Source organism: Mycobacterium sp. (assembly GCF_044342925.1).
Taxonomy (GTDB): domain Bacteria; phylum Actinomycetota; class Actinomycetes; order Mycobacteriales; family Mycobacteriaceae; genus Mycobacterium.
In genome coordinates, this window is record NZ_JBIIOV010000053.1 from 1 (window position 1) to 18,244 (window position 18,244).

The window sequence follows — 18,244 nt, forward strand, 5'->3', positions numbered from 1 at the left end:
TCGCGCAAGCGCTCATCGCTGAACCTCTCCGCTCTTCGCGCAAGCGCTCATCGCTGAACCTCTCCGCTCTTCGCGCAAGCGCTCATCGCTGAACCTCTCCGCTCTTCGCGCAAGCGCTCATCGCTGGGGCCCTCCATACGGTGCGATCCAGATGCCTTCGACGCCGTCGTCCTCGGCCAGGCGCACCTTGACGTTCTCGCTGCGGGAGGTCGGAACGTTCTTGCCGACATAGTCTGCGCGCAGCGGCAACTCGCGGTGACCGCGGTCGACGAGCACCGCCAGCTGGATGGCTTTGGGCCGGCCGATGTCGCGCAGCGCGTCCAGCGCCGAGCGCACCGAGCGCCCGGTGTAGAGCACGTCGTCGACCAGGATCACCAGAGCGCCGTCGATCCCGCCGGCCGGGATGGAGGTCTCCCCCAGCGCCCGGGGCGGCTTGAAGTCCAAATCGTCGCGGTAGAGCGTGATGTCCAGACCACCCTGATCGACGGTGACATCGGCGAATTCGTGAATCTTCTCGGCGAGCCGGCGCGCCAGAGTGACTCCGCGGGTGGGGATGCCCAGCAGCACCAGCCGCGGCGCATCGGGGCCGTCCAGGGCGGTCTTCTCGATGATCTGGTGGGCGATGCGGGAGACGGTTCGGCCGACGTCCGCATCGGACATGAGCTCCCGGTCGGCGGTGTCCACCAGTGACCAGACCTCCTTCCCCGCCTCACCGGACGGATCGTTAAAGGATGTCGATTGCTCCGAAGGGTAGCACCCCCGGTTGCGTAGACTCGCGCCGGTGAGTCTCGCCGAGAACCGGTCCTCGATCACCCAGGCGGTCGACGCCGGTCTGCTGGCCGGTGCGGTGACGCTGGTGTGGCATCGCGGAGAAGTGCTGCAGGTCAACGAGATCGGGTACCTCGACGTCGAGGCCGGGCAGCCGATGCAGCGGGACACCATCTTCCGGATCGCCTCGATGACCAAGCCGGTCACGGTCGCGGCGGTGCTGGCACTGGCCGAAGAGGGCAAGCTGTCGATCGACGACCCGATCACCCGGTGGCTGCCGGAGATGGCCGACGTGCGGGTGCTGGCCGAACCGTCCGGCCCGCTGGACCGCACCGTGCCGGCGGTCCGGCCGATCACCGTCGAAGACCTGATGAGCCACCGCGGCGGGCTGGCTTACGCCTTCTCGGTGGGCGGTCCGATCGGCCGCGCCTACACGCAGGTGTCCCCGCGTCAGGACCCCGACCACTGGCTGGCCGAGATCGCCGCGCTGCCGCTGGTGCACCAGCCCGGCGAGCGGATGACCTACAGCCACGGCACCGAACTGCTGGGCATCATCGCCGCCCGGATCGAAGGCAAAGGCCTGCAGGAGGTGCTGTCCGAGCGGGTCTTCGAGCCGCTGGGCATGTCCGACACCGGCTTCTGGATGGCGCCGGAGAAACGCGCGCGCGGGGCGACCATGTACCGCCTGGATCAGCACGGTGCCCTGCACCACGACGCCATGGGGCCAGTGCCGGTGCGGCCACCCCGGTTCTGCCAGGGCGGCTCCGGCCTGGTCTCCACCGTCGACGACTACCTACGGTTCGCCCGGATGCTGCTGGGCGGCGGTGAGGTGGACGGGGTGCGACTGCTCAGCGAGGACTCGGTGCGGCTGATGCGCACCGACCGGCTGACCGACGAACAGAAAGGCCAGCCCTTCCTCGGGGCGCCGTTCTGGATTGGCCGCGGGTTCGGGCTGAATCTGTCGGTGGTCACCGACCCGCAGAAGTCAGGCCTGCTCTTCGGCCCCGGCGGCGCGGGCAGCTTCGGCTGGCCGGGTGCGTACGGCACCTGGTGGCAGGCCGACCCGGCCAACGACCTGATCCTGATCTACCTGGTCCAGAACTTCCCGGACTTCACCTCGGCCGCGGCGGCGGTGGCCGGGAACACCTCGTTCGCCCGATTGCAGTCGGTGCAACCGAAGTTCGTGCGGCGGACCTACGCGGCGCTGGGACTGTAGGGCGAACCTAGCTCTCGGTGTCGGCGTGCGGCGCGGCACCGCGCACCGCCTCAGCGGCGGCCCGGATCTGCGGGGTCACCAGCATCACCTGGCCCAGCACACCGTTGACGAAGCCCGGCGAGTCGTCGGTGGACAACTCCTTGGCCAGTTCGACAGCCTCGTCGACGGCCACCGGCTCGGGAACGTCGTCGGCGTGCAACAACTCCCACACCGCCACCCGCAACACCGCGCGGTCCACGGCGGGCAGCCGCTCCAGCGTCCAGCCCTGCAGATGCGAACTGATCAACTCGTCGATGTGCGCGCGGTGTTCGGTGACGCCGTGCGCGACGGTCGCGGTGTACGGATTCAGTGGCGACACATCAGGGTTCGTCTCGGCCAGCGCCGAGCGCAAGTCGGCGGCTTCGGCCGCGGTGATACCCCGCGCCTCAGCCTCGAACAGCAGGTCGACGGCGCGCTTGCGCGCCTGGTGTCTGCCTTTATCGCCCTTGCGTTCAGGCACAGGACATCGAAAGATCAGGCATTCACTCGACCCAGGTAACTGCCGTCGCGCGAATCGACCTTCAGCTTGTCGCCGATGTTGATGAACAGCGGCACCTGAATCTCCGCGCCGGTTTCCAGCGTCGCCGGCTTGGTGCCGGCGCTGGAACGATCGCCCTGCAGTCCCGGCTCGGTGTGGGCCACGACGAGTTCGACGGAGACCGGCAGCTCCAGGTACAGCGGGGCGCCCTCGTTGAACGCGATCTGGACGGGCATGCCCTCCAGCAGGAACCCGGCCGAGTCGCCGACCAGCCCCTCCGGCAGCGGGTGCTGCTCGTAGTCCTGGCTGTCCATGAACACGAAGTCGCTGCCGTCGCGGTAGAGGTAGGTGGCGTCGCGGCGGTCCACCGTGGCGGTCTCGACCTTGACCCCGGCGTTGTAGGTCTTGTCGACCACCTTGCCGGTCAGCACGTTCTTGAGTTTGGTGCGCACGAAGGCCGGCCCCTTACCGGGCTTGACGTGCTGGAACTCGATGATCTGCCAGAGTTGCCCGTCGATGTTCAGCACGAGGCCGTTCTTGAAGTCGGCAGTGGTCGCCACGGTCGTCGTTCTCCTGCGGTTGGTTCCGGGATTGCCGTCCGGTCGGTACCTGCCGGACGAGCGGGATCAGCGGAGCTTACCCGTGGCGGTTCGGCGCGGCCGAATCCGGTGGTGGTCGCCGGGTGCGACTCTAAACTCGCGGCATGGTGGCCGAAACGATGCGGGCGATGGCGTACAGCCGGTACGGGGGCAACGAGGTCCTGGAGCTGATGGACCTTCCGATGCCCAAGGTCGGCCCCGGCGAGGTGCTGGTTCGGGTCCGTTCGGCGTCGGTGAACCCGGTGGACTGGAAGATCATGGCCGGCGGCCTGGACGCTCTGATGACGTCGGTGTTCCCGATCGTCCCGGGCTGGGACGTCTCGGGCGTGGTCGAGAAGGTCGGCATCGACGTTCCGGAGTTCAGCGCCGGTGACGCCGTTCTGGCCTATAACCGCAAGGATTTCGTCCATGACGGAACCTTCGCCGAATTCGTCTCGGTTCCGGTGCGCAGTCTGGCCGCGAAACCGCCCAGCATCGGCTGGCATGAGGCGGCCGCCCTGCCGCTGGCGGGGCTGACGGCCTATCAGGTGCTGACCAGGCTGGGCGCCGACCGCGGTCAGACCGTCCTGATCCACGGCGCCGGTGGCGGCGTCGGGTCCATGGGCGTGCAGATCGCCGCCAGCATGGGACTGCGGGTGTTCGGAACGGCGTCGACGGCCAACCACGACCGGATCCGCGCGCTGGGCGCCGAGCCGGTGGCCTACGGCGACGGCCTCGCCGAGCGGGTGCGTGCCCTGGCCCCCGGTGGAGTCGACGTGGTGGCCGACTTCGTCGGTGGGGTGCTCGATGCCACGGTGGCGGTTCTCGCGCCGGGTGGCCGGCATGCCTCCATCGCCGACGATTCCGTCATCGGGGCGGGCGGCAGCTGGATGTGGGTGCGGCCCAGCGCCACCGACCTGACCCACCTTGCGGCGCTGGTCGAGTCCGGCGACGTGCAGGTACCGATCGCCGGTGTCTTCGACCTCGACCAACTTCCCGAGGCGTTCGACGCCAGCAGGGGCGGACGCACCCAGGGCAAGCTCGTCGTGCGGGTGTCGGCTGACTGAGTGCCCGCGGTTAGTCGAGAACGATCAGCTCCTTGGGGAACCGGCTCAGCATCTCGGGTCCTGCGGCGCTGACCACCAGGGTGTCCTCGATACGGACGCCGCCCCGGCCGGGCACGTAGACGCCGGGTTCCACGGTCACCACAGCGCCGGCCCGCAGTGTGCCGGCGGCGGCGGCACCGATTCCCGGCGCTTCGTGGATCTGCAGCCCGACGCCATGCCCCAGTCCGTGCCCGAAGTGCTCGCCGTAGCCGGCGTCGGCGATCAGCCGGCGCGCGGCGCCGTCGACCTCGGCCAGCGCTGCGCCCGGCTGGGCGGCGTCCAGCCCGGCCTGCTGCGCCGTCGACACCAGTTCGTAGATCTCGCGCTGCCAGTCGGCGCCGGCGCCCAGGACGAAGGTCCGGGTCATATCCGAGTGGTACCCGTCGACCAGGGCGCCGAAGTCGATCTTGACGAAGTCACCGGGCTCCAGCACCGCATCGGTGGGCCGGTGGTGCGGTACCGCGGAGTTCGGCCCGGCCGCGACGATGGTGTCGAACGACGGCCCGTCGGCGCCGTGGTCGATCATCAGCGCCTCCAATTCGCGGCCGACCGCCCGCTCGGTGCGGCCGGGCCGCAGGCCGCCGTCGGAGATCAGCCGGGTCAGCGCGGCGTCGGCCGCCTCGCATGCCCGGCGCAGTACCGCCACCTCGCCGGTGTCCTTGACTTCGCGCAGCGCTTCCACGGCGCCCGGGGCCCGCACCAGCTCTGCCGCGCCGGACAGCTCATCGGACAGCGCGTCGAAGCCGTCGACGGTGACGACATGGCTTTCGAAGCCGATCCGGCGTGCGCCGGCGGCCACCGCCCGACCCATCAGGTGGCGTCCGCACGCCCGCTCGATGGCGGTGTGCAGATCCGGCGCCTGCCGGGCGGCCTGGGTCCGGTAGCGCGAGTCGGTGGCCAGAACCGGCGGCGTGTCGCCGGCGAACACCAGAAGGGCGGCGTTCGAGCCGGTGAAACCGGTCAGATACCGGACGTTAACCAGGTCGGTTATCAGAAGCGCATCGAGTTCGTCAGCGGCCAGACGGGCGGCCAGCCGGTCGCGGCGCCGGCAATGTGTCACGGTGGGTCACGGTACTCGCTAGGCTGATGCCCCATGACAACCTGGTTACCGCGCGGACTGGTGTTCGCGGCCGGGATGGTGGTGCTCCGGCTGGTCCAGGGCACGCTCATCAACGCCAATCCCACCAACGCGGGAGCCATCAGCTTCGGCCTGTGCGGGCTGTTCGCGGTAGGTGCCTTGATCTGGGGTCTTATCGACGGCATGGCCGACGCCCGCGCCAACGAGGATCCGGACCGCCGCCGCGATCTGGCGATGCGCTGGCTGCTGGCCGGACTGGTCGCCGGTGTGCTCAGCGGTCTGGCGACCTTCATCATCTCGCTGTTCTACAAGGCGGTCTACGTCGACGGTCTGGGGCCGGAAGTCGTCGTGTTCCCCGCCTTCACCTGCCTGCTCATCTTCATCCCGGCGATGTTCGCGGTCGCGGTCGGCCGGTGGCTGGTGGACCGCAAGCGTCCGCCGAAGCCCCGCACGCGGATGCCCGGAACCCCGCGCGACGACGTGTTCGAGGCGGCTCGCGCCGAGGACCCGAACGAGAAGTACGCCACGGTGGGTCGCACCGAGATCAACTGGCGGCAGGACGCCCGCGAGGCGGTCCGCGACGAGCACGACGTGGTTCAGAAGGCCAAGTGGAAGCTCAACCGCGACGACTAGCGATCAGCTCGCTGCTGCGAGGTAGCGCAGCGCCAGCAGGTAACCCTGCACACCCAGCCCGACGATGACCCCGGTGGCCACACTGCTCAGGTAGGAGTGGTGCCGGAACTCTTCGCGGGCATGGACATTCGAGATATGCACCTCGATCAGCGGGGCCCGCAGTTCCGCGCACGCGTCGCGTAGCGCCACCGAGGTGTGCGTCAGCCCGCCGGCGTTGAGGATCACCGGGTCGCCCGCGTCGGCGGCGGCGTGCACCCACTCGATCAGCTGAGCCTCGCTGTCGCTCTGCCGCACCACCGCGTCCAGGCCCAATTCGGCGGCCTGGGCCTCGATCATCGCGACCAGGTCGTCATGGGTGGTGCTGCCGTACACCTGCGGTTCGCGCCGGCCGAGCCGGCCCAGGTTCGGGCCGTTGAGGACGATCACCGTGCTCATGTCCTAAGCCTCCTGTCCGTTGGGCCGCGACATCTCCGCGTAGGCGGCGGCCACCAGGGCCGGGTCGGGGCCTTCCAGGCGGCCGGGTTTGGCCAAGCCGTCGAGCACCACGAAACGCAGTGTGCCCGAACGGTTCTTCTTGTCCCCGGCCATGTACTTCAGCAGTTCGGGCAGCGCGTCGGGGTCGTAGGACACCGGCAGACCCAGGGCCGTCAGGATGTCGCGGTGGCGCCGTACGGTGGCGTCGTCCAGCCGGCCGGCCAGCCGGCCCAGCTCGGCGGCGAAGACCAGTCCCACCGAGACGGCCGCGCCGTGCCGCCACCGATAGCGCTCGCGGCGCTCGATCGCATGCCCCAGGGTGTGGCCGTAGTTGAGGATCTCCCGCAGCGCCGACTCCTTCTCGTCGGCCGCCACCACGTCGGCTTTGACCTGGATTGACCGCCGGACGAGTTCGGGCAACACCGGCCCGGCCGGGTCTACGGCGGCCTGCGGGTCGGCTTCGATGAGGTCGAGGATCACCGGGTCGGCGATGAACCCGGCCTTGACCACCTCGGCCATGCCGGCCACCAGTTCGTTGCTCGGCAGGGTGTTCAGCAGTTCCAGATCCACCAGGACGGCGGCGGGCTGGTGAAACGCGCCGACGAGGTTCTTGCCGGCGTCGGTGTTGATGCCGGTCTTGCCGCCGATGGCGGCGTCCACCATCGCCAGCAGCGTGGCGGGCACGTGCACGATGTCGACCCCGCGCAGCCAGGTGGCCGCGGCGAAGCCGGCGACGTCGGTGGCCGCGCCGCCGCCGAGGCTGACGACGGCGTCCTTGCGGTCGACACCGATGCGGCCCAGGACCTCCCAGATGAAGGCCACCACCGGCAGGTCCTTGCCGGCTTCGGCGTCCGGCAGTTCGATGCGGTGGGCGTCGATTCCCTTGCCGGACAGCTGTTTGCGGATGGCCTCGGCGGTGTCGGTGAGCACCGGCTGGTGCAGGATCACCACCTTGTTGCGCGCCCCGAGCAGCTCTTGCAGCCGATCGATCACGCCGGTCCCGATGAGCACCGGGTAGGGCGGATCGACGGCGACCTCGATGGTCACGGGCTCATGCACGGGCACACTCATTTCCGCAGTCCTGCGCGACGGGCCAGGGTGGCCGGGGTGACGGGGCCGGACTCAGCCGGGGCCTCGGGTTGTGGCGCGGAGCCGGGGGCCGCATCCGCAGTCGCGGACTTTGGATCGGACGCGGCGCCACCGTCGATGACCCTGCGCCACGGCGCACGGCGGCGTCGCGGCGGCTCCGGGTCCTCCAGCCGGCCGACGATGTGGCGGACCACCGCGCCGGGATTGCGCCGGTTGGTGTTGATGCGGATGGTCGCCAACCGGCGGTAGAGCGGCACCCGGCGGTTCATCAACTCGCGATACTTCTCGGCGCGGTCCGGCCCGGCCAGCAGCGGGCGCACCGTGCTGCCGCTGGTGCGCCGAACCCCTTCGGCCGCACTGATTTCCAGGTACACCACGGTATGGCCGACAAGGGCCTCGCGGACCCCCTCGGTGGTCACCGCACCGCCGCCCAGCGACAGAACCCCGTCGTGGTCGCGCAGCGCCTCGCGGATCACCTGCTCCTCCAACTGCCGGAACGCGGCTTCCCCGTCGGTGGCGAAGATGTCGGCGATGGTGCGCCCGGTGCGTCGCTCGATCTCGGCGTCGGTGTCGAGCAGGGTCAGTCCCAGGGCTTTGGCGAGCCGACGCCCGATGGTTGATTTACCCGAGCCGGGCAGCCCGACCAGCACGGCCTTCGGCGCCATCCTCCCTACCCCGACAGCCGGACCGAATCAGATCCGAAGGTTTCGCGTTCGGCGACCGCCCGCAGGTAACCCTCGATATTGCGCCGAGTCTCGACCAGCGAGTCGCCGCCGAACTTCTCCAGCGCGGCACGTGCCACCACCAGAGCGACCATGGCCTCCACCACCACACCGGCGGCCGGCACCGCGCACACGTCGGAGCGCTGGTGGATCGCATGCGCCTGCTCACCGGTGGCCATGTCGACGGTGGCCAGCGCCCGGGGCACCGTGGAGATCGGCTTCATCGCCGCCCGCACCCGCAGCGGCTGGCCGTTGGTCATGCCGCCCTCCAGCCCACCGGCCCGGTTGGTGGAGCGCACCACGCCGTCGGGGCCGGGATACATCTCGTCATGGGCGGCACTGCCGCGGCGGCGGGCGGTCTGGAAACCGTCGCCGATCTCGACCCCCTTGATGGCCTGAACGCCCATCACCGCGGCGGCGAGTTGGCTGTCGAGCCGGTCGTCGCCGCTGGTGAACGAACCCAGGCCCACCGGAAGCCCGTGCACGACGACCTCGACGACACCGCCGAGGGTGTCGCCGTCCTTCTTGGCCGCCTCGATCTCGGTGATCATCGACTGCTCGGCGCCCGTGTCGAAGGCGCGCACCGGGCTGTCGTCGATGCGCGGCAGGTCGGCCGGAGTCGGCGCCGGCCCGTCGTACGGGGTGGACGCACCGATGGAGACGACGTGCGAGAGCACCTCGACACCGAGGGCCTGACGCAGGAACGCCCGCGCGATGGTCGCCGCGGCGACCCGGGCAGCGGTCTCCCGGGCGCTGGCCCGTTCCAGCACCGGACGGGCGTCGTCGAAGCCGTACTTGAGCATGCCCGCGTAGTCGGCGTGGCCGGGCCGGGGCCTGGTCAGCGGCGCGTTGCGGGCCACCTCCAGCGCGGCGGGGTCGACGGGGTCGGACGCCATCACCGTCTCCCATTTGGGCCATTCGGTGTTGCCGATCTCGATGGCGATCGGGCCGCCCAGGGTGCTGCCGTGGCGCACCCCGGCCAGCACGGTGACCTCGTCCTGTTCGAACTTCATCCGGGCGCCGCGGCCGTAGCCCAACCGGCGCCGGGCGAGTTGGGCGCCGATGTCGGCGGAGGTGACCTCGACGCCGGCGACCATGCCCTCGACCACGGCAACCAGGGCGCGGCCGTGGGATTCGCCCGCGGTGATCCATCGCAACACGCCGATCATCTTCCCATGTCGGGCTGGCCATGACCGAATCCACCGACCTGCTCGCCGCGCCGCATCCGGGCATGCGGGCGAGACTGTCGGCGACCTAACAGTTTTGGGCGGGCCCGCAGATGGACATAAAGAGGGAATGACCACAGCCCACGCGGGCCGCGATCCGCGCTGCCTTACCGAGGGGAACCGGACCGTGAGCGCGTTGGAGCGGCGTCGACCACCCGATCACCGACGCCGCAGCAGCCGATCCGGACGGCGGCTGAGCCGCTCAGAGCAGGACCAGCGCCGCTGCGGCCAGCGTGGCCGCGCACATCGACGGCCCGTGCGGCACCGCGCGTCCGCGCCGGCACAGGACCCCACCACGCCACAGTGCCCAGACGGTGCCCACCACCGCGGTGAGCAGCGGGGCGCCTAGCGCCGCCAGCACCCACACGTCCACGCCGAGGGCTCCGGTCAGGGCACCGGTGCCCAGCGCCAGCTTCACGTCGCCGCCGCCCATACCGGCCGGACTGCACAGGTGCACCAACAGGTAGAGCCCACCGAGCGTCGCCGCGCCGAGCAGAGCGGGCACCCCGCGGCCGGCCAGCCCGGCCGCGGCCAGGATCACCGCGGCGCCGGTCAGTGTCAGGGTGTTGGGGAGTCGCCGCTGCCGCACGTCGATCACCGACAGTGTTAACGACCAGGCGACCACGGCGGTACTGCCGGCAGCCGCGATGATTCCCATGCCGGGACGTTAAGTCAGAGCGGCCGCCATCTGCTCTCGCGGCGCCGGCCGCCCTGTGAATTGTTCGACCTGGGTGAAGGCCTGGTGCAGCAGCATCTGCACCCCGCTGATGACCTCGCCGCCGGATGCGGCCACCGCCTGGGCCAGCGGGGTCGGCCACGGGTCGTAGATGGCATCCAGCAGCAACGGGACCCTGGCGAAGGTGCGGGCGAAATCCGCCGCGGCGTCGGCCGGGATGGTGCTGACCAGCACGTCGGCCCGTTCCGCGGCGGTCGCGGCGTCGGCGGTGGCGCAGTACGACGTCGCCGCGCCCAGCCGGGTGCCCACCCGCACCGACTGCGCGGCCTTCTCGCGGCTGCGCGCCACCACCACGATCTGTCCGACGCCCAGGGCGGCCAGTCCCGCCACGGCGGCCGGCGCGGTTCCGCCGGAGCCCAGCACGACCGCCCGGCGCAGCCCGCCGCGCCCCGCGGTGCGCTCGGCAGCGTGCTGCAGGGCCCCGGCCACCCCGTCGATGTCGGTGTTGTCGGCCCGCCAGCCGGTGGGCGTGTGCACCAGGGTGTTGGCCGAACCGACCAGCTCAGCCCGCGCGGTGCGTTCGTCGGCCACAGCCAGGGCGGCGAACTTGCCGGGCATGGTGACCGAGAGTCCCACCCATTCCGGGCCCAAACCGCGTACCAGAGAGGGCAATTCGTCGGCGGTGCACTCGATGCGCTGATAGGTCCAGTCATCCAGACCCAGCGCTCGGTACGCCGCCAGGTGCAGCTGCGGTGAGCGGGAATGCGCGACGGGTGAGCCGAGGACGGCCGCCTTGCGCGCCGTCACGGTATTACCGCCCGGAATTGAGGAAGCCGCTGTCGAGCGCCTTGTCCCGGTTCGCCAGGTGTTCCTGATAGTCGCTGGTGAACAACGTGGTGCCGTCGGAGTCGATGGTCACGAAGTAGAGCCAGTCCCCCGGCTCGGGCCTCTCTGCCGCCGCCAGCGCGTCCACGCTGGGCGAGCAGATCGGCGTCGCCGGCAGACCCGGCATGGCGTAGGTGTTCCACGGCGTTTCCCTGGCCCGGTCCTCGTCGGTGGTGGCCACTTCCTGGCGTTCCAGCGGGTAGTTGACCGTGGAATCGAATTCCAGGCGGTCATAGTCGCTGGCCAGCCGGTTGTAGATCACCCGGGCCACCTTCGCGAAGTCGGCGGGCTGGGCCTCCTTCTGCACCAGCGAACCGACGATGAGCACCTCGTACGGCGAGATGTTCAGCGCCTTGGCGGCATCGAGAATGCCGCTCTTGGCGTACTGCTCACCGCTCTCGGCGACGAGCTTGGCGAGGATCTCCTTCGGCGCGGACGACGGGTTGATGTTCCAGGTCCCCGGCGCGATCAGACCCTCCAGGCGCCGGTGGCTCTGCCCCATGGCTCCTGCCCCCTTCAGCGCCCACTCCGGCACGTTCAGCGACTGCAGCGTCCCGTCCTCGGCGGCGGCCTTCAGATCCTGGGCCGACACGCACTTCTTGGTGCCGTTGAGGTTCACGCAGCTGGCATCGGAGATCAGCGAGAAGATGCCCGGATTCACCGAGCCCGCACCGATCGGGGTGATGTCGTCGAGCTGCTTGCCCTCGGGGATGACGAGTTTGCCCACCCGCGACGTCGGGTCGGTGAGCTTCTTGACAGCGGTGGCCGCCGGAATCTCGGTGCGCAGCTTGTAGAAACCCGGCTGAATCGCGGCCAGGTCGGAGTTACCCGACGCCGCCGAGATGAACATTCCGACGTCAGCGATGACGCCCCTATCGACCAGATCCTGGGCGATCACCGAGCCGGAATCGCCCGGGTGGACCTCGACGACGATGTCTTCCTTGCCCTCGCCGGTGAAGTCGCTGGGCATCGTGGGACCACTGCCGAAGAGCTTGGGTCCCAGCAACCAGACCGCCAGCGCGGCGGCCAGCGCCAGACCGATCAGGATGGCGATCCGGCCATTACGCCGGTTGCCCGCCTTGTGTGCCTCGACGGTTTGCCGGCGCGTGCCGACGGCCACCGGCTCGGCTCGCCCGGGTTGGACATCTTCAGGTTTCACGTCGTCGGGCATCTCACTCTCTCACCGTCGTGGCCGCACCGCGGCGTCCGTCAATAGCCGCACCGCGGCGTCCGTCAAGCCAGCCCTGCAGAATTGCCACGGCGGCAGCCTGGTCGATCATTCCCCGTTGCTCTTTGGCGCGAACACCGGACTCCCGCAGCGATCGCGTCGCGCTCACGGTAGTCAGCCGCTCGTCGGCCATCCGGACCGGCACCGGAGCGATCCGCCCCGCCAGCGCTTCGGCCACCGCAACCGCGTCGTCGGCCGACGACCCGGCCCGGTCGGCGAGCGTCCGCGGCAACCCGACCACCACCTCGACCACGCCGAGTTCGTCGACCAGCGCGGCGAGCCGGCGCACATGGCCGGCCCCGCGGTCCCGGCGAACGGTCTCCACCGGGGTCGCCAGAATCCCGTCGGGGTCACTGACGGCCACTCCGATCCGTACGGTCCCGACATCAACCCCGAGCCGACGTCCGCGCCCCGGATCGTCGGCGCCGGGACGATCGGGCTTGCGGCCGGTGTCAGAGCTGGAATCGGGCCTGGAATCGGGCCTGGAATCGGGCACGGCCGACCTCAAATCCGGGCCAACTCGGCGCGGACGGCCGCGAGCCCGGCATCGATGGCGGCCGGGTCCTTGCCGGAGCCCTGCGCCAGGTCGGGCTTACCCCCGCCGCGGCCGCCGACAACGCTGCCCAGCACCGAGATGAGGTCGTTGGCCCGCACGCCGGCGTCCTGAGCGGCCTGGTTGGTGGCCACCACGAAGGGGACGGAACCGTCGGCCTCGGAGATCAGCACCACAACACCGGGTTCGGAGCCGAACCGGGCGCGGATATCGCCGACCAGGGAACGCAGGTCCGCGGCCGTCATTCCCGCTGCCATGCGCTGCGCCACGAGACGGACCTTACCTACCGTCTCGGCCGCGGCGGCGGCATTGCCGGCCGCAGCGCGTGCCGTCGACAGGCGCATCCGGTCAAGTTCCTTCTCGGCGGCCTTGAGCTTCTCGACCAACGTCGCCACCCGGGCCGGCACCTCCTCGGAAGGCACCTTGAGCGACGACGCCAGGCCGGCCATCAGGGCGCGCTCCTTGGCCAGGTGCCGGAACGAGTCCAGGCCCACATAGGCCTCCACCCGGCGCACCCCGGAGCCCACCGAGGACTCGCTGAGGATGGTGATCGGTCCGATCTGGGCCGAGTTGCGGACGTGGGTGCCGCCGCAGAGTTCCAGGGAGAACGGTCCGCCGATCTCCACCACCCGCACCCGGTCGGGGTACTGCTCACCGAACATCGCCATCGCGCCCATCGCCTTGGCCTTGTCCAGTTCGGTGACGAAGGTGTTGACCGGGAAGTCCGACTGCACCGCCTCGTTGGCAACTACCTCGACCTGTTTGCGCTGGTCCTCGCTAAGCGCGCTCTGGGAGTTGAAGTCGAAGCGCAGATAGCCGGGGCGGTTCAGCGATCCGGCCTGAACGGCGTTGGGCCCCACTACTTGTCGCAGCGCGGCGTGCACCATGTGGGTTCCGGAGTGCCCCTGCGTAGCCCCGTGGCGCCAGCCCTCGTCGACGGCGGCGATCACGGTGTCACCTTCGACGAACTCGCCGGACTCGACGTTGACCCGGTGCACCCACAGCGACTTGGCGATCTTCTGCACGTCGGAGACGGCGGCCTTGGCGGACTGCCCGGCGCCGGTGCCGGTGATCGACCCGGCGTCGGCGATCTGCCCGCCGGACTCGGCGTAGAGCGGGGTGCGGTCCAAAACGATCTCGACGCGCTCGGGCGGCACGGTCTGCGAGTGCACCCGCGCGTGGTGGGCCACCACCGGCACCCGTTTGCCGTCGACGAATATGCCCAGGATCCGGGCCTGCGAGCTCAGTTCGTCGAAGCCGGTGAACTCGGTGGGCCCGGCGTCGACCAGTTCGCGGAACGCCGACAGGTCGGCGTGGGCGTGCTTGCGGGCGGCGGCGTCGGCCTTGGCCCGGCGACGCTGCTCGGCCATCAGCTCGCGGAAGCCGAGTTCGTCGACGGTCAGCCCGGCCTCGGCGGCCATCTCCAGGGTCAGCTCGATGGGGAACCCGTAGGTGTCGTGCAGGGCGAACGCGTCGGATCCGCCCAGCACCGACTTGCCCGCCGACCGGGTGGCAGCGGCGGCCTCCTCGAACAGCTTGGAGCCCGACGCCAGGGTGCGGTTGAACGCGGTCTCCTCGGCGACCGCGATGCGGTTGATCCGGTCGAAATCGGTGACCAGCTCGGGGTAGGACGGACCCATGGCGTCGCGCACGGTCGTCATCAACTCGCCGATGATCGGACGCTCGATGCCGAGAAGCTTTGCGGCACGGATGATTCGGCGCAGCAACCGGCGCAGGACATAGCCGCGGCCCTCGTTGGAGGGCGTCACCCCGTCGCCGATGATGATGATCGCCGTGCGGGAGTGGTCGGCGATGACCCGGTAGCGGATGTCGTCGACACTCGATGTCGCCGACCCACCGGCTCCGGCGTTGTTTCCCTGGCCGTAGCCGCGGGGGGCGTATTCGGCGACCGTGTCGATGACGGGGCGCATCAGGTCGGTCTCGTAGACGTTGTCGACGCCCTGCAGCAGGCAGGCGATGCGCTCGACGCCCATGCCGGTGTCGATGTTTTGGCGCGGCAACGGGCCGAGGATCTCGAAGTCGTCCTTGCTGGTGCCCTCGCCGCGCTCGTTCTGCATGAAGACGAGGTTCCAGATCTCGATGTAGCGGTCCTCGTTGGCCTCCGGCCCGCCTTCGACGCCGTAGTCCGGTCCGCGGTCGTAGTAGATCTCCGAGCAGGGGCCGCACGGGCCGGGGATGCCCATCGACCAGTAGTTGTCGGCCATGCCCCGGCGCTGGATCCGCTCGGGCGGCAGTCCGGCGATCTCCTGCCACAGCCCGACGGCCTCGTCGTCGTCGTAATAGACGGTGGCCCAAAGCCGTTCGGGATCGAATCCGTAACCGCCGTCGGCGACCGGCTTGGTCAGCAGCGTCCAGGCCAGTTCGATGGCCCGGCGCTTGAAGTAGTCGCCGAACGAGAAGTTGCCCGCCATCTGGAAGAACGTGTTGTGCCGGGTGGTGATGCCGACCTCGTCGATGTCGGGCGTGCGGATGCACTTCTGGATGCTCACAGCGGTGCTGTACGGGGGTGTGCGCTGCCCGAGGAAGAACGGGACGAACTGGACCATGCCGGCGTTGACGAAGAGCAGGTTGGGATCGTCGAGGATCACCGAGGCGCTGGGCACCTCGGTATGACCTGCATCGACGAAGTGATCCAGGAAACGCTTCCTGATCTCGTAGGTCTGCACGGGTGGGCTCGTCCTTGTGTTGGGGGTGCGCGGTATTGAGACGCGGCCGGCCTCTGGCGCACCGGAGCTTCGACCGCATCACATTACCGGCTTACCCACCCAGGAAGCTGAGCCCGACCGACCGCCGCGGGTTGTCCCGGTTGAGGTCGACGAGCAGCACGCCTTGCCAGGTGCCCGAGAGCAGGCGCTGGACTTCTACACCTCGTCGGTGCTTCCCGCGATCGAGGACCTCGACGGGTTCTGCAGCGCCAGCGTGATGGCACAACCGTCGTCGCGGCGCGCAGTGATCTCGGCGACCTACGACAGTCCCGAGGCCATAGATCGCAACCGCGAGGCGGCCCGCTCGTTGCGGACCGCCATGCTGCGCGATCTGGGGGCAGAGCAGATCGACGTGGCCGAGCTCGAACTGGCGATCGCGGGCTTGCAGGTTCCGGAGATGGTCTGACTCATCGCTTTCGCCGAATGATCGCCCGCAGCTTCTCCAGCCGGCCGGCGATCTCGCGTTCCGCGCCGTGGCTGGTGGGCCGGTAGTAGTTCGACCCGGCCACCTCATCGGGCGGATATTGCTGCGGCACAACACCATCCGGATCGTCGTGCGGGTACCGGTAGCCCTGGGCGTTGCCCAGCCGGGCGGCCCCCGAGTAGTGCCCGTCGCGCAGGTGGGCGGGCACCAACCCGGCCTTGCCCGCCCGGATGTCGGCCATCGCCGCGGACAGCGCCGTGGTGACCGCGTTGGACTTCGGCGCCGTAGCCAGGTGCACGGTGGCGTGCGCCAGGGTCAGCTGCGCCTCCGGCATCCCGATCAGCGCGACGGTCTGCGCGGCCGCGACCGCGATGGGCAACGCCGCCGGATCGGCCATGCCGATGTCCTCGCTGGCCAGGATCACCAGCCGCCGGGCGATGAAACGGGGGTCCTCCCCTGCGACCAGCATCCGGGCCAGGTAGTGCAGGGCGGCGTCGACGTCGGACCCGCGGATGGACTTGATGAAGGCGCTGACGACGTCGTAGTGCTGGTCACCGTCGCGGTCGTAGCGCACGGCGGCGCGGTCGAGGGACTGTTCGACGGTCTCGGTGCCGATGGTTCCGCCGGCGGACGTCTCGGCGGCCACTTCCAGGGCGGTCAGCGCCCGGCGGGCGTCGCCGGCGGCGAGCTGGACCAACAGTTCCACCGCCTCGTCGGCGATGTCCGCCGCACCGCCCAGGCCGCGCGGGTCGGCGACGGCACGCCGCACCACGGTTCGAATGTCCTCGGGGGTCAACGGCTGCAACTGCAGGATCAGCGAGCGGGACAGTAGCGGGGCAACTACCGAGAACGACGGGTTCTCCGTGGTGGCGGCGACGAGCAGCACAATCCGGTTTTCGACGGCCGCAAGCAGCGCGTCCTGCTGGGTCTTGGAGAAACGGTGCACCTCATCGATGAACAACACGGTCTGTTCGCCGTGCACCGCGGCCCGGCGGGCCTCGTCGATCACCGCCCGGACCTCTTTGACACCGGCGCTGAGCGCCGAGAGCGCCTGGAAGCGACGAGCGGTGGCGTGTGAGATCAGCGACGCCAGCGTCGTCTTGCCGGTGCCGGGTGGACCGTAGAGGATCACCGACGCCGCACCGGAACCCTCGACCAGCCGCCGCAGCGGGGACCCGGCGCCCAGCAGGTGCTGTTGGCCGACCACCTCGTCGAGCGAGTTGGGCCGCATCCGCACGGCCAGCGGCGCGCTGCCCGGTGCAGCGGCGGACGCTCCGACCGGCGTCTGTGCGCCTGGCACGTCGAAGAGGCTGTCCGACATATCTGAAGGCTAACCACGTCAGACGTTAGGAACCGGCCCCCCTCCGGTCTGGAGGGGGGCCGGTGAACCTTTGGGTTATGTGTTCTTACCGTGGCCGCTTCCGCCGCGGTTCTTACGTGGCCGCTTCCGCCGCCGTTATCCGAGCCGCCGTTGTCCGAGCTATGCCCGCCGCGCGATGACGCTGGCCCCGACGATGGCGACGCCGGTTGTGAAATAAGGACGAAGTGCAGACTGCATGAGGGAAAGCCTCCTGAGGAGAAGCTGAGAGGGCAGCGGGAGAGTGCACCGTTTGAGCAGGCTTCAACCATCAAAACTAACTGTCTCAGGCAATTCCGTTGGGGGTGCCGGCAGCCGTCGGCGACCCTGCGCGCCGCGGATGCCGGGCCTCGGTGGACCGATCCGAGTTCAGCAACGTGCCCAACACGTACAACCACGGGTATTCGCGGTTAAAACTTTCACCGAAACCTTGCGAGGCAAACAAGCGTGTGACTACTTTGAGCCTCCTAACCGGAATACAGACGACCTAGCTACCCGAGCAGCGCTGTTCCCCTGGGGCGACGTGGTGCGCACCGGGGAGCGGTAGACGTCTCGGGCGCTGCCTGACGCGTGCTCCCGATGGGTGCGTAACGGCTGGCTGGGTCGCGCGAAAGGGAGCACCTGTGGCTGACAAGATCCCCAACCAACCCCTCAACATTGCCGACAATGTGGTCGACAGGCCCTACACCGTCCAGCGACTGGTGGAGCGGCCCGTTGAGAAGATCGTCGACAAGCCCGTCACCTTGGAACGGGTGATCGAGCGCTTGGTGGTCGATACCGTCGACAAGATCGTCGACAAGCCGGCGCAGGTCTCCCGGATGGTGGAGCGCCCGGTCGTCACCGTGGTCGACGAGGTCGTCGACAAGCCGGTGCGGGTAACCCGCCAGCTGGAGCGCCCCGTGGTGACCGTCACCGACACCGTCGTCGACAAGCCGGTCAAGGTCACCCGCACCCTCGAGCGCCCGGTCGTCACCGTCGAAGACACCAT

At 69.6% G+C, this 18,244-nt stretch carries 17 protein-coding genes and 3 pseudogenes; 5 read left to right on the forward strand and 15 right to left on the reverse strand.

Translation table 11 applies throughout. From position 1 onward, the window contains the following. Positions 1 to 117: 117 nt before the first annotated feature. Positions 118 to 687: a bifunctional pyr operon transcriptional regulator/uracil phosphoribosyltransferase PyrR gene (gene pyrR, locus ADBZ6I_RS07760; protein ID WP_526382548.1), complete on the reverse strand. Its 570-nt coding sequence runs from the start codon at positions 685 to 687 to the stop codon at positions 118 to 120. Between the two features lie 94 nt (positions 688 to 781). Here pyrR and ADBZ6I_RS07765 point away from each other — a divergent pair, with 94 nt between their 5' ends. Continuing rightward, the gene (locus tag ADBZ6I_RS07765) at positions 782 to 1,984 is read left to right on the forward strand and encodes a serine hydrolase domain-containing protein (RefSeq protein ID WP_526382520.1); all 1,203 of its coding nucleotides are present in this window, start codon (positions 782 to 784) and stop codon (positions 1,982 to 1,984) included. A gap of 7 nt (positions 1,985 to 1,991) precedes the next feature. Here ADBZ6I_RS07765 and nusB read toward each other — a convergent pair whose 3' ends face one another. Together nusB and efp are read right to left on the reverse strand one after the other, a co-directional pair. After that, positions 1,992 to 2,483, reverse strand: a complete 492-nt coding sequence (nusB, locus tag ADBZ6I_RS07770; RefSeq protein WP_526382522.1) for a transcription antitermination factor NusB — start codon at positions 2,481 to 2,483, stop codon at positions 1,992 to 1,994. A 14-nt stretch (positions 2,484 to 2,497) separates the two neighbouring features. Beyond that, entirely contained in the window at positions 2,498 to 3,061 is a 564-nt protein-coding gene (efp, locus tag ADBZ6I_RS07775; RefSeq protein ID WP_526382524.1) for an elongation factor P, read from the reverse strand. Between the two features lie 158 nt (positions 3,062 to 3,219). Here efp and ADBZ6I_RS07780 point away from each other — a divergent pair, with 158 nt between their 5' ends. Further along, a complete protein-coding gene (locus tag ADBZ6I_RS07780) occupies positions 3,220 to 4,146 on the forward strand; it encodes an NADP-dependent oxidoreductase (protein ID WP_526382550.1) in 927 nt (308 codons plus the stop codon). 10 nt (positions 4,147 to 4,156) lie between these two features. Here the strand turns inward: ADBZ6I_RS07780 and ADBZ6I_RS07785 are convergent, their stop codons facing one another. Next, on the reverse strand, positions 4,157 to 5,245 hold the full coding sequence (locus ADBZ6I_RS07785) for a M24 family metallopeptidase (protein ID WP_526382526.1): 1,089 nt from the start codon (positions 5,243 to 5,245) through the stop codon (positions 4,157 to 4,159). Positions 5,246 to 5,278: 33 nt separating this feature from the next. Here ADBZ6I_RS07785 and ADBZ6I_RS07790 point away from each other — a divergent pair, with 33 nt between their 5' ends. After that, positions 5,279 to 5,896: a B-4DMT family transporter gene (locus tag ADBZ6I_RS07790; protein ID WP_526382528.1), complete on the forward strand. Its 618-nt coding sequence runs from the start codon at positions 5,279 to 5,281 to the stop codon at positions 5,894 to 5,896. A gap of 3 nt (positions 5,897 to 5,899) precedes the next feature. Here ADBZ6I_RS07790 and aroQ read toward each other — a convergent pair whose 3' ends face one another. The 10 genes and pseudogenes from aroQ to ADBZ6I_RS07840 all read right to left on the reverse strand — a co-directional run. Continuing rightward, entirely contained in the window at positions 5,900 to 6,331 is a 432-nt protein-coding gene (gene aroQ, locus ADBZ6I_RS07795; RefSeq protein WP_526382530.1) for a type II 3-dehydroquinate dehydratase, read from the reverse strand. 3 nt (positions 6,332 to 6,334) lie between these two features. Then, the gene (aroB, locus tag ADBZ6I_RS07800) at positions 6,335 to 7,429 is read right to left on the reverse strand and encodes a 3-dehydroquinate synthase (protein ID WP_526382532.1); all 1,095 of its coding nucleotides are present in this window, start codon (positions 7,427 to 7,429) and stop codon (positions 6,335 to 6,337) included. Between the two features lie 182 nt (positions 7,430 to 7,611). Next, positions 7,612 to 8,124 (reverse strand): annotated as a pseudogene (locus ADBZ6I_RS07805) (shikimate kinase); the annotation flags it as partial. Positions 8,125 to 8,129: 5 nt separating this feature from the next. After that, positions 8,130 to 9,341 carry a chorismate synthase gene (gene aroC, locus ADBZ6I_RS07810; protein WP_526382534.1) on the reverse strand — a complete coding sequence of 404 codons (1,212 nt, stop codon included), beginning with the start codon at positions 9,339 to 9,341 and terminating at the stop codon, positions 8,130 to 8,132. Between the two features lie 268 nt (positions 9,342 to 9,609). Then, the gene (locus ADBZ6I_RS07815; RefSeq protein WP_526382536.1) at positions 9,610 to 10,065 is read right to left on the reverse strand and encodes a prepilin peptidase; all 456 of its coding nucleotides are present in this window, start codon (positions 10,063 to 10,065) and stop codon (positions 9,610 to 9,612) included. A gap of 9 nt (positions 10,066 to 10,074) precedes the next feature. Continuing rightward, positions 10,075 to 10,890, reverse strand: coding sequence for a shikimate dehydrogenase (locus tag ADBZ6I_RS07820; protein WP_526382538.1), 816 nt, complete (start codon positions 10,888 to 10,890; stop codon positions 10,075 to 10,077). A gap of 4 nt (positions 10,891 to 10,894) precedes the next feature. Continuing rightward, positions 10,895 to 12,139: an endolytic transglycosylase MltG gene (gene mltG, locus ADBZ6I_RS07825; RefSeq protein WP_526382540.1), complete on the reverse strand. Its 1,245-nt coding sequence runs from the start codon at positions 12,137 to 12,139 to the stop codon at positions 10,895 to 10,897. Position 12,140: 1 nt separating this feature from the next. Next, entirely contained in the window at positions 12,141 to 12,692 is a 552-nt protein-coding gene (gene ruvX / locus ADBZ6I_RS07830) for a Holliday junction resolvase RuvX (protein WP_526382542.1), read from the reverse strand. A gap of 8 nt (positions 12,693 to 12,700) precedes the next feature. Then, positions 12,701 to 15,436, reverse strand: coding sequence for an alanine--tRNA ligase (gene alaS, locus ADBZ6I_RS07835; protein ID WP_526382544.1), 2,736 nt, complete (start codon positions 15,434 to 15,436; stop codon positions 12,701 to 12,703). A 91-nt stretch (positions 15,437 to 15,527) separates the two neighbouring features. Beyond that, positions 15,528 to 15,617 (reverse strand): annotated as a pseudogene (locus ADBZ6I_RS07840) (secondary thiamine-phosphate synthase enzyme YjbQ); the annotation flags it as partial. On the opposite strand from ADBZ6I_RS07840, the gene ADBZ6I_RS07845 reads away from it, so the two are divergent. Continuing rightward, positions 15,600 to 15,881, forward strand: coding sequence for a hypothetical protein (locus tag ADBZ6I_RS07845; RefSeq protein ID WP_526382552.1), 282 nt, complete (start codon positions 15,600 to 15,602; stop codon positions 15,879 to 15,881). The pseudogene ADBZ6I_RS07840 and the gene ADBZ6I_RS07845 sit on opposite strands and share 18 nt — an antisense overlap. Position 15,882: 1 nt before the next feature. Here ADBZ6I_RS07845 and ADBZ6I_RS07850 read toward each other — a convergent pair whose 3' ends face one another. Further along, a complete protein-coding gene (locus tag ADBZ6I_RS07850; RefSeq protein WP_526382546.1) occupies positions 15,883 to 17,220 on the reverse strand; it encodes a replication-associated recombination protein A in 1,338 nt (445 codons plus the stop codon). A 659-nt stretch (positions 17,221 to 17,879) separates the two neighbouring features. On the opposite strand from ADBZ6I_RS07850, the pseudogene ADBZ6I_RS07855 reads away from it, so the two are divergent. Beyond that, a pseudogene (locus ADBZ6I_RS07855) lies at positions 17,880 to 18,244 on the forward strand (hypothetical protein); the annotation flags it as partial.